Below are 15841 nucleotides of genomic sequence, written 5' to 3' on the forward strand. Positions count from 1 at the left end.
CGATATCTAAACCGATTGTAGTAATCTTCATAGGTGGACCCGTCCTCTTTCTGATGAGTTTTAGCGACTACATCGTGGCCCATTGCGAGGCCGATTTAAAGTGGATGGGTCCATTCCATTATCCATGACCGGACTCACGCAATTTATTCCAACGCCCCACGGCAACTTCGCAGGGGAAGGTGAACTTCTGTAACATCCGTGTTTGCTGTAAATACCAAAAGAGTCATCGGTATTGCAAAATTTAACAATGGGTGTCTAGATAAACTAGATTAAAAGTAGGCGATCTCGTTTGTGTTAAGATTTAGTAGGGTTATTGGTTGCGAGTGCAATAAATCGTGCGCCTTCAATTTTGCCATTAAGATAATGGGCATCCACCTTTACTTGTACAGGCTTTGCAGTCTTAAGTGACTCAAATAGAACATTAATTTCATCGGTATTATGTTGGTGCGAGTCAACTTTCATAGTAAAACGTTGCCCTGTTTTAGCATCGGTAACATTAAAACTGATATAGCCTTTATTACGTTTAGCCCCTTCAATAAAGTATTCTTGCGTAATATTGGAGCGATTGCGCTCTGGCTTAGGCTGTCTGGCAATTGATTGAATGGCTTCTTTATCTAATATAGTGTTTTTTACTGTAATGGTTTCAGCATCTTGTGCACTACGTACAACCGCCGTATAACCTTCATTTACGTGCTTAGCAATCTCAGCGCCTTTCTCGCCAGCTTCTTGATTAGCGGCAATTCTTACCTTTTCTCGTAAAGCATCAATAGCTTTATCTACAGTGTTAGCGTGTAGCTTATCAGACTCAATTTTGTGCGCGGCAATTTGAATGTCTTTGTCAGCTCTAATTTTTTCTAATTCGACATCAGTATGTGTTTTAAAGGCATAGGTACCCCCTGCTGCAAGAACAATTGCAACCAATACTGCCATTTTATGACGGCTATCCATATTGCTCATCACGTTACCCGCTGTATCCAAAAGACTATTAAAAAAACCATCTGCAGGAGCGCTCGCATCAGTTGAACCTTTGGTGATACAAAACACCAGTTCTAATGCGTCTTTTTCTGCCCGAGTCATGTAGATTGTACTCGGAGTGTTGTACTTTACGATACAGAACGCCCTATATAATTCGTCCTGCAGCGTTAAGAATCCTTCCATTAACGAGCTAGGTAATGAGTTTTCATATCTCTGACCTTTTACATTGACCTTAATGTTTGGCCAGCCAGTAAAAGTGAGTTTTGCAGGGAAATCCTCATTTTGTAATAACACTCGATTGGCTAAGTCAAGAAAACTTACTTCATTCGTCACTTCATATGCTTGAAGAGATAAAGCCATAAAACATCCTTAATTTTTAATTATTTAGTTGTTAATTCGCAAACTAACATCAGCAGGATGCTACGTTGAGTTGCAGAAATTTAAATCGAAACAAAAACCAGCCATTCATTTTAGATCAACAACATAATGTACTTTAAGCCTGCCTACAACCTACTCTGGTTAATATGGCTGGAATGAGGGGTATAAAGAGTTTTATTGAGCACCCATTTTAAATTTTAGAAAGATAGAGTGTTAGTGCTCTTTGTAAATACGCGGCAATTTAACGAGCCACCCATTGTTAAATTTCTAGATGTGGCAGTAAGCATTACTCGGTTTGCTTTGCATGACTTGCAAACAATACAAAAAGCTGAAGGAGTTCACCTTCCCCTGCGAAGTTGCTGAAGGGCGTTGAAGAAAATCGCGTGACGCAGACAGGACGTCTGCGTAGCTTTCGGGGGGAAGGGACGCCCCATCGGAAGCGTTAGCGATTTTCGAATAAGCACGAAGCCAGTAACTAATGCATGTAACTTCGCTAGGGGCGTCTTGGAGAATCCAAGGAGGATAGGACGAGCAGTCCTCCTTGGTCGGGTGTGGGGTGAAGCCCCACGACTTTGACTTTGACTTTGACTTTGACTTTGATTTTGATTTTGCTTTTACATCACTTCAGCCGATTCGATATTCAAATCAGTTAACCAATCCCAAATCACAGCGATAAAACTACCCTCATAAAGCAATCTTCAGATTGATCCCAACCATCCATATCATCGTAATCCTCAATTGCAAATACCATCCACCAGAGTCCACCTAATGCAATTACGGCAGCAATCACAGCAGCAATTACAACACTTCCATACGGTTAGGCTGATTTTAGGCGATCAGCTTAATGCCCAGCATACTTGGTATCAGCAAGTCGATCCCAAGGTGCTGTATTTAATTGCAGAATTGCATCAAGAAAACACCTATGTGACGCATCATGTGCAAAAGATTTGCGCGTTCTTTAGTGCCATGGCGCAGTTTGCCAGCGAGCTTGGTGCTGCAGGGCATCAAGTGCGTTACCTCACCCTCGACGATACCCAAGGCTTTACCGACCTCAACGCATTGCTAGAGTGTTTTGTCGCCGAAACGGGGGCAATTAAGTTTGAATATCAACGGCCTGACGAATATCGACTCCTCGCGCAATTAAGCCAGTTGAAGTTGGCCAACGCCGTTGTGAATTGCGTCGATACCGAGCACTTTTTATTCCCCTTTGATGAAATTGATAGGGAATTTCCCCAAGGGCGACACAGGCTGATGGAGCATTTTTATCGGCGAATGCGCAAAAGATTCAATATCTTAATGACAGATGGCAAGCCCGTTGGCGGACAGTGGAATTTTGATGCCAACAACAGGCAAAAGCTTAAATCCCAAGATATCAAATCGCTCCCAACCCCCTTGATGTTTGGCCACAATGTGGAAGACATTCTCGAGCGTCTTCAACGCCATGGGATTAATACTATGGGCAAGGCGGATACGCGTTTACTCTGGCCGATAAACCGCATACAAAGCCTCGAATTACTTCAGTATTTTTGTGAGTACTGCCTGCCCGCCTTTGGCCGCTTTCAGGATGCGATGACTCAGCAACATCCAGCACAGTGGAGCCTGTATCACAGTAGGTTATCCTTTAGCCTAAATGCCAAACTTATCAGCTCATTAGAAGTGATCAATGCGGTGATTGAGCACTATCATGCCAACCCTTTTATAGAGATAGCTCAGGTCGAAGGCTTTGTTCGGCAAATCCTCGGCTGGCGTGAATATGTGCGCGGTATCTATTGGGCGAATATGCCCAACTACGCCAACATTAATGCCCTCGAGGCCAAGCGCAAGCTGCCCGACTACTTTTGGCATGGCAAGACTCGAATGAATTGCCTGCACCATGCTTTATCTCAGTCACTGGATTTTGCCTATGCCCATCATATTCAACGCTTAATGGTGATTGGCAACTTTTGTTTATTGACCGAAATCGCCCCCGATGAGGTAGATAAATGGTACTTAGGCGTGTATGTGGATGCGATTGAATGGGTCGAAATGCCCAATACTCGCGGCATGGCGCTATTTGCCGATGGCGGCATCGTCGGCACTAAACCCTATGCCGCGAGCGGCAGTTATATCAATAAAATGAGTGATTATTGCGGCAGTTGTCATTACAAGATAAAAGAACGTAGCGGCGCCCTTGCCTGCCCGTTAAACAGCCTATATTGGCGCTTTATGGATAAACACCGCGCACAGCTCTCCCATAATCCACGCATCGCCATGCTGTACCGCACTTGGGATAAAACCGATGAAACGGCAAGGCAAGCCATTCTGGCAACGGCCGAACAACATCTCGCGCAACTTGAACGCCTATAGAGGCCTATTCGCATGAGAGAAACGCGATGAATATTTTGGTATTAGGCGGTAGCGGTGGTATAGGTCACGCCATGGTGAATAAGCTGCGCGAAACCTATCCCGAGGCCACTATTTATGCGACCTATAAACATCATCAGCCAGATACAGGGCGAGGCGATGGCGTTATCTGGCATCGGCTGGATATCACCCTTGAGGAGGAGATTAAGCAACTGAGTCAAAACATTCCCCAATTAGATTGGCTAATCAACTGTATTGGCATGCTACACACAGAGAATAAGGGGCCAGAAAAAAGCGTGCAGGCACTCGATGGGGATTTTTTCCTGCACAATATCAAGCTAAACACGCTGCCCAGTATGATGTTGGCAAAGCACTTTGAACCCACGTTAAAACGCAGTGCGTCGGCCAGATTTGCCGTGGTATCGGCCAAAGTCGGCAGCATTAGCGATAACCGCTTGGGTGGCTGGTACAGTTATCGCGCCTCAAAAGCTGCGCTGAATATGTTCCTCAAAACGCTATCGATTGAATGGCAAAGAAGCATGAAACACTGCGTGGTGCTGTCACTGCATCCTGGCACTACGGATACGCCATTATCTAAACCTTTTCAGCAGAACGTGCCCAAACAAAAGCTGTTTACACCAGAGTACGTCGCCCAATGTTTGGTGAGAATTATTGCCAATGCCACACCAGCACAAACGGGCAGCTTTTTGGCCTACGATGGGGTAGAGCTGCCTTGGTAGCGAATATTGACAATAGTTAAACTTGGCAGCTTTCAGTACTGACAGCGCTTAGCCCTGACAATTCTTAACCTTCACAAAAATAGGCATAATTGATTCGGCTGCCTTGCCCCCATACAGCCGTCCAAGTATTCACATCGCTCATATTACCAAAGTGGATTGACTGCGATGTATCACATTCCCCTTGAAACGGCGCCTTATTGTCATTAATAAACTGCGCCGAAGCCGCCAAAATATCACTGCATTCTTCATCGTCGGCGACTAACCAGATAAAGTCTTCGCGACAATCATCCCTCGCAACCATCTCTTCGGGGGAATATAAGTCCAGCTTTTGCTTGAGTGTTTGCCACTGATCGGGCGAAACATTGCAGGAGATTGCCAGCTTATCAAGCACCCCAGCACCGCCAGCCCAAAAGGATAAATCAAAGTCTAACTGCTGCAGTTCGGGGGCAAAGCCCAATAGGTTTTCAATCACTTGCAAGCTTTTGGCTAAATCGGCATCGGGCCTGCGATAACGTACCTCAATACCATCATACTCACGCATGCGACGACTCCTTTCTTAAGTGCATTGCCCTTATTTGAGCGGCCCGGTTTCACTCACGGGTTTCTTTAATAACTTACGCTGCAAGGTACGGCGGTGCATACCCAGTTGGCGGGCGGTAGCCGACACATTGCCCTGATTGGCATTGAGCACTTGCTGAATATGCTCCCATTCTAGCCGTTTAGGGCTGAGCGGCGAGTCATCGATTTCATCCTCGGGCAGTGCGCTCGCCTGACTATTGACCTCGAAGGCGGCCAACAAGGTTTGGGTATCGACGGGTTTGGCAAGATAATTATCCGCGCCGAGGCGAATCGCCTCTACCGCAGTAGCAATGCTGGCGTAGCCCGTTAGCAACACCATGGTGACCTTAGGCAACAGATTACGCAGGGGCACGATTAAGCTCAGGCCATTGGCCTCGGCCAGTTTCATATCCAGCAGGATATGGGTAGGGCAAAATTCCCGCGCCACCAGCAGCGCATTACTGGCATCGTGACTTAAGCGGCATTCGAAACCATGGCGAGTCAACCGCCGCGCAAGCACGCCTGCAAGCGCCTGATCGTCTTCAATAATCAATAGCCGTTTCATAGCGCCTCCGCAGTCGTGGCCGATGCATTAGGCTGCAAGAGGGTAAAACGAATTTGCGCCACTGTGCCCCCTTGAGGATGATTGGCGAGGATCAACTCCGCCCCTAAACGTTCTAGGCTGGCATGGCTCAGCAGCAAGGCCACGCCTAAGCCTTTGGGGCTCTCGATTAATAAGGTACCCAATTGTGGCAATAATGAGGGAGCGATACCCGCGCCATAATCACGGATCTGCAAATAGATCTGCCCTTCGCTCGGCGCGCTATCGAGACTGATATCCACTTGGGCGACACCTAAGGTTTCGGCGCTGGCGCGGGCGGCATTTTCAATCAAGGCCATAATAGCGGGGGTTAAGCTCATATCGGTTAAGATCTGTTGTTCTTCCAACTGCTTAGGTGCGCAGGTGATCAACCAATTGAGTTCAGTTTGCGGCATCAATAACTGGGTTTTCTGCTTTAATCCGGCCACCAGCTCGGTGATCTTTTGTGGTCGCTGACGACGGTCGCGAATCGACTCAGTCGCCAACCGTAGCTCGGTCAAGGTATGTTCGCAGCGACCTAATGCAGTCTCCATTTCAACAACAGTAATCGAAGGTTCGGGTTGTTCTTCCCTTAATTCGTCGAGCAATAACCGCAGTGTCGATAGCGGCGTCGCCAGTTGATGGGCCATTTGTGCCGAGACAGTGCCGAGCGCCACTAACTGCTCTTGTCTTAACTGCCCCTCACGCATATAGGCCAGTTGCGCGTCCTGACGGCGCATGCGCTTGGCAATCAAGGCCACGCTCGTGGTCAATACCAGCGCCGAAATCACAAAGTTGAACCACATGCCGAGGTAGTGGGAGCTCATATCCATACCGTGGTGATGCATTTGCGACTCTGGCACGGTAAAAATCATCAGGCTATAGGCAAGCGTAGAGATCGCCGTCAGGCTCCAAGGCGCCCAAATCGGCAGAGTCACGGCGGCGAGCGCAATGGGTAATAGCAGTAAGGAGATAAACGCATTGGTCGCCCCGCCCGAAAAATACAGCCAAGAGATCCAAAACAAGGTATCGAGACTCAGGGCGATAAACAGGCCACGCTCTTTCGCAAACAAGGGTTTACGCAATGCCAAGGTGAGCGACAAATACAGCACCTCCAGCACAAACACATGCACTAGCGGCTCCATTTGCAAACTCAGGCCAAAAGTATCGGCGGCAAATAACGTCAAACCGATTTGCAGCAATAAGCCTAAGGTTCTAAGCAGCGCCACTTGGTCGGCGGCTTGCAAATTTGTGCCTAGGATCTTAACCATTTTTTAATCCTTAAACTTAAGGCCAACTGCCGCCAGTGCCGTGCTGGATTGGCTAAGTGCCTGAGTTAGCCCTGTCTTAAACGCTAACTCAGAGTAGATCCCCAAGGCGGCTAAACGCCCACAACTTAAGGTGCAATCTTGCGGCCTTTTGGCGCTATCCATAGGGGTTTGCTCAGGAAGTAAATGCGCGCTATCAATCCCCAGCAGTTCACCTAAGCCGAGCAGCATTTGATACTTAGTCATGGTTTGCGTGGCACTAAAATGGTAAATCCCTGACACATCGGCAGCATGTAACTGCCGCTGGATAAGCTTAGCAATGGCATTGGCAATATCCGCCGTCGATGTTGGCGCACGAATGGCCCAATGGTCGACCCGCTGCGGTCTGCTATCCAGCAATTGGTTGATTAACACCAATACCGCAGACTCGCTCAGTTGAGTCACTTCGCCGTAGAGGATTGGTAAGCGTAACACCGCAAAACCGCTGTCGATGCTCAGCACACAGGTTTCGCCCTGCAATTTAGACTCGCCATAAAAGTTGATGGGATTGGGCACGGCATCTTCGGCATAGGGCGGCGTTGTGCCATCGAACACATAGTCGGTGGAAATATACAGCAGCCAAGCGTGATGGGTTTTGGCGGCCTCGGCTAAGGTTTGGCTGGCGCTCAAATTCAGCGCTAAGGCATGTTCTGGCGAGCGCTCAGACACATCGGGGCGACGCTCGGCGGCGCAGTGTACTATCACCTCGGGCTGTTCACGGGCAATAAAAGCCTCGACCTCGGCGGCTTGGGTTAAATCGAGTCGATGAATCCCCGCCTCGGCACGGCTAAAACCTGTGGCAATCACCCTATGACCCGCGGCGGTTAACTGTTTGACGACCGCCCTGCCGAGTAATCCGGTTGCGCCCGTTACCATGATGTTTGCCATATTGCCCCGCGATCCTTAGCCATTCATTTGGCTCATAATTCTAAAAGCTTTTCATATTCAACGCACTTGTTTACTCTTATTTGCCTGTGCTCAACCTCATCGAGTTTGTACCACTTAACCCGATTAACGACCAAAAGGCTGAATTTGACTCACGCACTTCCCCTCATTCTTGCAGGCCCCATGCTGCGCCACTGCGACGCCTCACACTTTACCCTCTGGTTTGTGAGCCGCGAGCCGTTAAGCGAATTACAGCTTACCTTAGGGGAACAGAGTTATTCGTTAACAGAGGAAGAAGTGCACAGCGTGCCGCTCGGTCAGCATGCCTTTCAGTATTTACTTCGCCTGTCGCGCCCCGAACTGCTTACGCCCCAAGTGGTTACCCAATACCGCGTGTCGGCCAAGGGGATTGATGACCTATTTAATCATGTTAAAAAGTTGAGTTATGGCGATGCTAACTCGCCCCATCTTTACTTTAGCCAAGCACTGACACAGGTATGGCATGGCTCATGCCGCAATCCCCATCACCACAGTGAAGATGCCTTAGTCGCCGCCGATACTAAACTCGCCCAGCTTATCGATAAAGGTGCGAATGAGCGCCCAGCGCTATTGATGCTCAGCGGCGATCAGGTCTATGTGGATGATGTGGCGGGCCCTATGCTATGCGCCATAGGTCAAGTGATTGAAAAGCTAGGTTTGCACCATGAAGCCTTCCACGGCGCCAATATTGCGGGAAGCGAGGCCATAAGTTACCAGCCCGAGCATTTATATTTACGCCATAAAAATCTGCTGCCACGCACCGAATATCCCGCCAAAACCGCGCTCTGGCGCTGGTATATCAATCATCCGATTTTTACCTCATCGATTGCCGAAAACCATTTAGTCAGCCTCAATGAGATGATTGCTCTGTATCTGCTGACTTGGTCACCCGAATTATGGGAGCTTATCGACTTGCCCAAGGAGGTTGAGGGACTCTCGGCGGCGAATCAGCTACGTTGGCAGCGCGAATGGCAAAATCTATTGGCCTTTAAGGCGGGGCTAAAACAGGTTAGGCGCCTGATGGCGCATATTCCCGTGTATATGATGTTCGATGACCATGATATCACCGACGATTGGAACCTCACCGCCAAGTGGGAGCAGGCGGCCTACGGCCATGCCTTTTCGAAGCGCATTATTGGTAATGCTTTGATTGCCTATACCTTATTCCAAGGGTTAGGCAATACACCGAGCCAGTTTGATGCCGAGGTACGGCCGTTATTAGATGTTTTTTTCGCCCGCCCAGCGCCAGAAGCTCAGGACGCCTTGATTGATGAGTTACTCAAATTCGAGCAATGGCATTACACCTTAGACACTTCACCTAAGCTGGTCGTGTTAGATACCCGCACCCGCCGCTGGCGCAGTGAATCCAATCTCGCTAAACCCTCGGGGTTAATGGATTGGGAAGCCTTGATGGACTTACAACAGGCGCTGCTCGGCCAATCCAAGGTGATTATCGTCTCCCCCGCCCCTATGTTTGGGGTCAAAGTGATTGAAGCCGTGCAACGCATGGCGACACTCATGGGCGGCTCACTGCTGGTCGATGCCGAAAACTGGATGGCACATCCGGGCGCCGCCAATACCCTGCTAAGTATCTTTATGCATCGCAAAACCCCAGAGCAATTTGTGATCCTCTCGGGGGATGTGCACTACTCCTTCGCCTATGACATCAGCATTCGCTTTCGCCGTAGCAGCCCGAATATTTATCAAATTACCTGCAGCGGGATTAAAAACCAGTTCCCCGAGAAACTACTGCCGCTTTTCGACAAGCTCAATGGTTGGCTTTACGGCCACTTCTCGCCGTTAAACCTATTCACTAAACGTAAGCGACTGTCATTGCGCGGTAGACGCCCTAATGGCGAGCGTAGCAAACGTTTAGTCAACCGCAGTGGGATAGGAATATTGGCGTTAGCGGAGGATGGTGAACCGACAAAAATCGCTGTTTTACATGGGGATATGACAGAGACTCGGTTCGAACCACCGAGGCAGGAATAACTTAAACAGGGTTGTGTTTTGCCGCTTCTGAACTGGTTGCCCCAGCGCCAGCATCCGCAGGCTTTGCGGCCGCTTCTTGGTTAGGCAAACTTTGTTTAAATAACTGGGACTCGGGGCGTTTTTGCGGCGCAGTATCGTCGTGCATCTGATCCCAAACGCCCTGTTTTAACGACACATCGGTTTTATTGTCAGCGTCATGCGTGACCTCGGCACTCGGTTTCTTCGGCTCGATCACCGCGCTGGCCTTACGGATTTCCGTCGTCAGCTCATGCACATAGGGATGCTTAGTCCAGCCGCCAAAATACATGGCGCCCAGCAACACCGCGGCACAGAGTAAAATTGAAACGATTGCAGATTTGGTCATTCTATTGAGTTCCTCAAACAATCAGCGTCAGACTTCTTACAGCTCATGAGCATAACAGAGTCTGTATTCTTACCATTGCCGAGAAACTCACACAATCATCTTGCAGTCCCCCACTTTCTACACTGTGGCAATAATGCTTTCCGCTGACTTAAGCGTTAATCCGTCACATTCAATATCGTGCGGGCGACCACTGATAGGATCAACAAAACGTAATCGCTGCGCTAAAAGTTGCAACGGCTTGGTAAAATCATCCGGCCCTTTAGGTAATAGCGTCGGATAAAAGCGGTCATTTAATAATGGCATACCAAGGCTTAACATATGGACTCGCAGCTGGTGCGTCTTGCCCGTAATAGGGCTCAACTCGAATAAACCAAACTCCCCATGAATCGCCACTAAACGAATCTCAGAGTGCGTATTTGCCTCACCTTCGACTATCTTCATGGTGAAACTCGGCTCGCTGCGTTGCATGCGATTTTTCACCGTCCAATGCAATGGCAAGGTTAATTCGCCACTAGCATATTGCGCCATAATCTCTGGGGTGAGTTTGGCAATCGCTTGATAATCTTTACGGATCGCATCATCAATAAATAACTGGTGATAAATATGCCGCGTCTCGGGGCGAGTCGTCATCAGAATAACGCCTGCGGTTTCCCGGTCTAACCTATGGGCAGGAGCGATAGTGTCGATCCCAGTGCTTAAGCGTAAACGGTGTACTAGGCACTCATTAACATAATCGCCGCTGGGTGTGACGGGTAAAAAATGCGGTTTGTAGGCCAAGATAAGGTTGTCATCTTGAAACAAAATCGGCGACGCGAACGGGACTTGTGCTTCGACGGGAACTTCACGGTAGTAGTAAGCCCTCGCCGTTGGGCGATAGGCTGTATCTAATCCAATCAAGCTGCCATCTTGCCAATGCACTTTGCCATCGAGGATCCGCTGGCGCCAAACCGCTTCGCCAATATGGGCATAATGCTCGATCAAAAAAGAAAATACGGTTGGTTTATCAACCACTTCTAAGGGAAGAACCACAAAAGAAGGTTGGGCGGCACGGGCGGTTTGAGTCATAGAAACAACTAGCGGCGATAATGAGCCGCTATTTTAGCCTCTGTGTGGTTTTTCAGTCCACATGGGACTTGATGAGTTGCAGGACAAAATCCATGGTTTTATGGCAGTCGGGTTGATTCACCAGCACTAGCTTATCGCGGTTATACATGGGCAACACTTCTAACCAACGTTGGCTCACCCAAGCCGCATCCTCTAAATGCACTTGAGAATACAGCTCCAGCAAGTCTGGGTTCACCTCATAGAATTGCTCTAGGGCGGCACTGATCAGCTCGAACTCCCCTTCTATCGGCTCTTCCTGCCAATTTTGGCAGGGCAAAGTGCGGGACATCCACAACTTATCTTTCGTCTGTGCCGCCGAGAGAATACTGACTCTCTGACGTCCCTCTAATACTATGCTGAGGGAGTCATCTTCCAGTTGATTAAAATCGATGATATCGCACTGAGTGGCTGTGGGATAACAGGGCGGAGTACCACTGGGTTTCATCGCCGCAAAGGCTAAATCGTACTTACCTTTTAAGACCTCAGCGACCATGCGTAATTGGCCCGGCTCGACCACGCGGACCTCAATCCTTCCCTGTGGCAGCAACAAGGCATCGCGCATAATTAACGCCATTTCTCGTGTTTGCATAGCAACCTCCTGCCCACTCATAGAAGGAAACGCTCAAAAACTAGCCGCATCCCTTATTAGTTTAGAGTGTAGCAGGAGAAATAATTTCCTTCCTAAAGTCGCTGACAGCAAAAAAGAATTTAGGTTGACTTGCCGCTCTCGCCTTACAACGGCGCTAGGTGTGCAGCGATATTTCCTTTTGCACACACCTCGGCAAATTCATCGGCAAGGCGCTCGCTCAAGGCAACAGAACGGCGCCAATACTGCATCCGCTGCGCCGTATCCAATTGCTTAAAGTCTTCACGGTCGGGCACCTTACCAAAGGGTAGCGAAGCCACAAATTCCGCCGAAGGCGCCAGCACCAAGGCGTTATGGTAATTGGTGCGCGCTCGGCGCCAGGTCAAGGATTTATCGAACCATCCGGGGCTCATATGGGGATAAAAATGTGGGTACAAGGTCAACCCCGTGGCATGGGACAAAGGCAAATCGAAGTGGTAGTCGGTGATGCCACCATCATAGTATTGCCCTGTAGCAACGCCCTCAATCTGAGATACAGGTGCGAGCACGAGTGGAATCGACCCCGTCGCTAACATCACTGAGTTCATATTGGTTTCGGTGAGCTGCGCCTGCTGGCTGGGTAAATCCTCAAGTTGTTTAAAGGGAGATGATGCCAGTTGCTGGCTAAAGACCACCCGCTCGAAATGCCAACCCAAGGTTTTGCGGCTAATGAGGTTAGTCGCGGCCGTTATCGCTAGCCCTGCTGCCAAGGGCAATTTATGGCTAAGGCGATTGATATGTTTAGCCCGGCATGCAATTAAGTGACTGTGGATAAAGGGATGATTCACTATTTCGCGCCCGCCCGACTCGCCGAGAATGCCTTGGACTATGCCCTTTACCTGCTCGCTCACTTCCTGCGGTGTCGGTATGGTTTCATACCGCTGGCCAATATAGTAATCCTCTAAACGCCCGTAGGCTTGTAGTGGATCCTGCTGTGCCAAACAGGCTAAACGCCACGCCCCAGACGACGCCCCTAAGGTATAAAGCGGTGTGTTACGCTGCTTAAAAAATTCCGTGAAGAGATACTTATCAAGACCCGCAATCCCTAACCATTTGGGCCCACCGGATGCGGCCAATAGTTGTGTAAAAGCATCGGGATGCAGACCTTGTTCCCTGATAATGTTAAAGGCCGTAGGACCTGCAAGAAAGCGTAATGCGGGCAAAACTTAACTCCTTAAAGTGCCTCAAACCTGAGGTTTAGCGCCATTAAAACACAGCCACTAAGCGCGATAAACCTTCAGCACACCTACTGGATCTGGATGATTTTATTCACTTAGCCCATCACATTCAAAGTGGCGATATATTCGACTGGCTTTAAGGGATTATCTAGAACAGTAAGCTCTGAGTTAGTTCTTTTCTGTCTAGATGTAACAATTGTTACAGTGATAACCTTCACCCTATCGAATTGTTACTTTCGTTGGTTCAATGTTTTCGTTCCAGCCTAAAGGTTACTCCACATTGAGAGGTTTTATGCGTCCAGCCGTTATCGCATTAGCAGTATCTTCAACTTTGGTTTTTCCTGTCGTACACGCAGAAGAACAGGCCAGCAGCTTTGAGAAAATTGAAGTGGTCGGCTCGCGGATCGCCCTGCGCACTGCAACCGACAGCGTTGCCCCCGTCGATATCATTACCGCGGAGCAACTCGAATCCACCGGTATGACCGAAACCGCTAAGGCGCTGCAATTTGCCGCGCCAAGTTACAGTTTCCCCTTCTCATCGGTCACCGATGGCTCAGACGCAGTGCGCCCAGCCAGCTTACGCGGCCTGTCACCAGACCACACGCTCGTACTGGTAAACGGTAAACGCCGCCATGGTTCGGCGCTGGTGCATTTAAGTGGCACTGTCGGCAAGGGCTCATCTAACGTCGATTTGAACGCAATTCCGATGACGTCAATTAAGCGCATCGAAATCCTGCGTGATGGCGCTTCGGCACAATACGGCTCAGATGCAATTGCTGGTGTTATTAACGTAGTCTTAAAAGACAACGACCAAGGCGGTAGCGTGTCGGCTCAAGCGGGCCAAACCTATCTGGGTGACGGTGAACAATGGCGCGTAGGTGTGAACCACGGGATCAGCCTAAACAACGACGGTTTTGTGAATATTGGCGTTGAAGCTCACCATAAAGACAGCACCAACCGCGCAGGCTTAGATCCACGCCAACAATATCCTAAGCTGCCAGACGGTTCGGATGATCCGCGTGAAGCGACTTTCAACCGCAAGAGCCACCAAGTGGGCGACGCCGAATACGATAACTTAGGCCTATTTATCAACGCGGCGCAGCCTTTCTCAAGCGACAGTAAACTCTATGCCTTCGGTGGCATTAGCCAGCGTGAAACCAAATCCGGCGCATTTTATCGCCGCGCGCTCGATGCTCGTAACTTGACCGAGCTGTATCCCGACGGCTTTTTACCGCAGATCAATCCTAAGATCATCGATTCATCATTAGTCCTAGGCTATGAGTTCACCCTCGGTGAATGGAATATCGATACCTCAGCGGGCTATGGCGGTAACTCGTTCGAATACAATATTGTGAACACCCTAAACGCATCACTCGGCCCAGATAGCCCGACAGAATTCGATGCGGGCACCCTATCCACCAGCGAAGCAAACCTAAACATCGATGCCTCGCGCTACTATAACTTTGCCAATGATTCAGAGATCTTAGTGGCGACGGGTGTCTCTTGGCGCCAAAACGGCTATCAGATTGAGGCGGGCGAACCCAACTCTTATATCAATGGCGGTTATGATAACCGTGCTGCGGGTAGCCAAGGCTTTACTGGCTTTACGCCCGAATCAGAAGTCGATGAAACTCGCGACAATACCGGTGTTTATGTCGAGCTTGAAAACCAGTTAACTACTGAGTTTTATTGGGCGGCGGCGCTGCGTTACGAAAACTATTCTGACTTTGGCGGCAACACCAGTTGGAAGCTCGCGGGCCGTTACGACTTCACCGACCATTTAGCGCTGCGCGGCACAGTGAACACAGGCTTTAGAGCGCCGAGCGTACAACAGCTGTACTTCAGCAATATCTCGACCCTGTTCAATCCTGATCCAACTACGGGCCAGTTAGTGCCAACAGAATCAGGCACTTTCAACACTTTATCGCCAGTGACTAAGGCGCTAGGTATTAACGAGCTCGACCCAGAGCTATCGCAATCCTTCAGCTTAGGCTTGGTCTACACCAATGATACGGGCCTAGCCCTGACCTTGGATGCCTATCAGATTTCAATCGATGACAGGATTATCCTCTCAAGCTCAGTGACGCCAAACGACTCACCCGCTGTTGCGGCGGCGCTAGCCAATACTAATGCAGAATCGGCGCGCTTCTTTATTAATGCCGTCGATACCCGTACTCGCGGCGTCGATTTAGTGGTGAGCCAAGATTTTGATCTCGGCAACTGGGGCGATTTACGCGCTAACTTGGCGTACGCCTATAACAAAACCGAAATTCAAGATATTCATTTCCCTGAAATTTTGGACGGACTAGGCCCTAAACTCTTCGATAATATCGAACAAACCCGCATGACCTCGGCCACGCCGCACAATACGGGTAACCTAGGTCTGACCCATGAATTAGGTGACTTTAAGACTAACATTCGCCTCAGCTACTTCGGCGATTACACTGTGGGTTACTCAACGGGTGACGTGAATTACAGCGACCAATGGGTGATGGATTTATCCGTGCGCTACGCCGCAACCGATGCTTTAAGCTTCACCGCTGGTGTGCAAAACTTGTTTGATGTGTATCCTGAAAAACGCCCAGATGACAATAACTTCAATGGTATTTTCGTCTATCCATTAACCAACACACCGTTTGGATTTAATGGGGGTTACTACTTCCTCGAGGCTAAGTACACTTACTAAGCCGCAAACCATCAAAACAGGCCATTTATGGCCTGTTTTTTTTATGTCTATCGCTTATGTTCTAACGGCGGTGAACTGATTATAATC

General features: G+C 49.2%; 13 protein-coding genes. 4 read left to right on the forward strand and 9 right to left on the reverse strand.

Features of this window, described 5'->3' with window-relative positions; translation table 11 throughout:
• Positions 1–294: 294 nt before the first annotated feature.
• Positions 295–1335: a hypothetical protein gene (locus CBX96_RS20935; protein ID WP_109287947.1), complete on the reverse strand. Its 1041-nt coding sequence runs from the start codon at positions 1333–1335 to the stop codon at positions 295–297.
• Positions 1336–2121: 786 nt separating this feature from the next.
• Here CBX96_RS20935 and CBX96_RS20940 point away from each other — a divergent pair.
• Positions 2122–3699 carry a cryptochrome/photolyase family protein gene (locus tag CBX96_RS20940; RefSeq protein WP_109287948.1) on the forward strand — a complete coding sequence of 526 codons (1578 nt, stop codon included), beginning with the start codon at positions 2122–2124 and terminating at the stop codon, positions 3697–3699.
• A gap of 26 nt (positions 3700–3725) precedes the next feature.
• Positions 3726–4436 (forward strand): SDR family oxidoreductase, encoded by a 711-nt coding sequence (locus CBX96_RS20945; protein ID WP_109287949.1) that lies wholly within the window; start codon positions 3726–3728, stop codon positions 4434–4436.
• A gap of 64 nt (positions 4437–4500) precedes the next feature.
• Here CBX96_RS20945 and CBX96_RS20950 read toward each other — a convergent pair whose 3' ends face one another.
• Genes CBX96_RS20950 through CBX96_RS20965 form a run of 4 tightly spaced genes read right to left on the reverse strand, consistent with a single transcriptional unit; the run spans position 4501 to position 7769 of the window.
• Positions 4501–4977, reverse strand: a complete 477-nt coding sequence (locus CBX96_RS20950) for a hypothetical protein (protein WP_109287950.1) — start codon at positions 4975–4977, stop codon at positions 4501–4503.
• Between the two features lie 30 nt (positions 4978–5007).
• Positions 5008–5559, reverse strand: coding sequence for a response regulator transcription factor (locus CBX96_RS20955; RefSeq protein ID WP_109287951.1), 552 nt, complete (start codon positions 5557–5559; stop codon positions 5008–5010).
• Entirely contained in the window at positions 5556–6845 is a 1290-nt protein-coding gene (locus tag CBX96_RS20960) for an ATP-binding protein (RefSeq protein WP_109287952.1), read from the reverse strand. The genes CBX96_RS20955 and CBX96_RS20960 overlap by 4 nt, the downstream gene beginning before the upstream one ends.
• Before the next feature lie 3 nt (positions 6846–6848).
• Entirely contained in the window at positions 6849–7769 is a 921-nt protein-coding gene (locus CBX96_RS20965) for an SDR family oxidoreductase (RefSeq protein WP_109287953.1), read from the reverse strand.
• A 180-nt stretch (positions 7770–7949) separates the two neighbouring features.
• Between CBX96_RS20965 and CBX96_RS20970 the strand changes: the two genes are divergently transcribed.
• On the forward strand, positions 7950–9797 hold the full coding sequence (locus tag CBX96_RS20970; RefSeq protein WP_109287954.1) for an alkaline phosphatase D family protein: 1848 nt from the start codon (positions 7950–7952) through the stop codon (positions 9795–9797).
• A 1-nt stretch (position 9798) separates the two neighbouring features.
• Here the strand turns inward: CBX96_RS20970 and CBX96_RS20975 are convergent, their stop codons facing one another.
• From CBX96_RS20975 to CBX96_RS20990, 4 genes are all read right to left on the reverse strand, one after another.
• Positions 9799–10161, reverse strand: a complete 363-nt coding sequence (locus CBX96_RS20975) for a hypothetical protein (RefSeq protein ID WP_109287955.1) — start codon at positions 10159–10161, stop codon at positions 9799–9801.
• 117 nt (positions 10162–10278) lie between these two features.
• Positions 10279–11226: a pseudouridine synthase gene (locus CBX96_RS20980; RefSeq protein WP_109287956.1), complete on the reverse strand. Its 948-nt coding sequence runs from the start codon at positions 11224–11226 to the stop codon at positions 10279–10281.
• Between the two features lie 52 nt (positions 11227–11278).
• The gene (locus CBX96_RS20985) at positions 11279–11854 is read right to left on the reverse strand and encodes an LON peptidase substrate-binding domain-containing protein (RefSeq protein WP_089066812.1); all 576 of its coding nucleotides are present in this window, start codon (positions 11852–11854) and stop codon (positions 11279–11281) included.
• Between the two features lie 143 nt (positions 11855–11997).
• Positions 11998–13053, reverse strand: coding sequence for an alpha/beta hydrolase (locus CBX96_RS20990; protein WP_109287957.1), 1056 nt, complete (start codon positions 13051–13053; stop codon positions 11998–12000).
• A gap of 307 nt (positions 13054–13360) precedes the next feature.
• On the opposite strand from CBX96_RS20990, the gene CBX96_RS20995 reads away from it, so the two are divergent.
• Positions 13361–15754, forward strand: a complete 2394-nt coding sequence (locus CBX96_RS20995; protein WP_041408905.1) for a TonB-dependent siderophore receptor — start codon at positions 13361–13363, stop codon at positions 15752–15754.
• Positions 15755–15841: the final 87 nt, after the last annotated feature.

The organism is Shewanella sp. BC20 (assembly GCF_003129585.1).
In the GTDB taxonomy this organism is placed as follows: Bacteria; Pseudomonadota; Gammaproteobacteria; order Enterobacterales; family Shewanellaceae; genus Shewanella; species Shewanella seohaensis.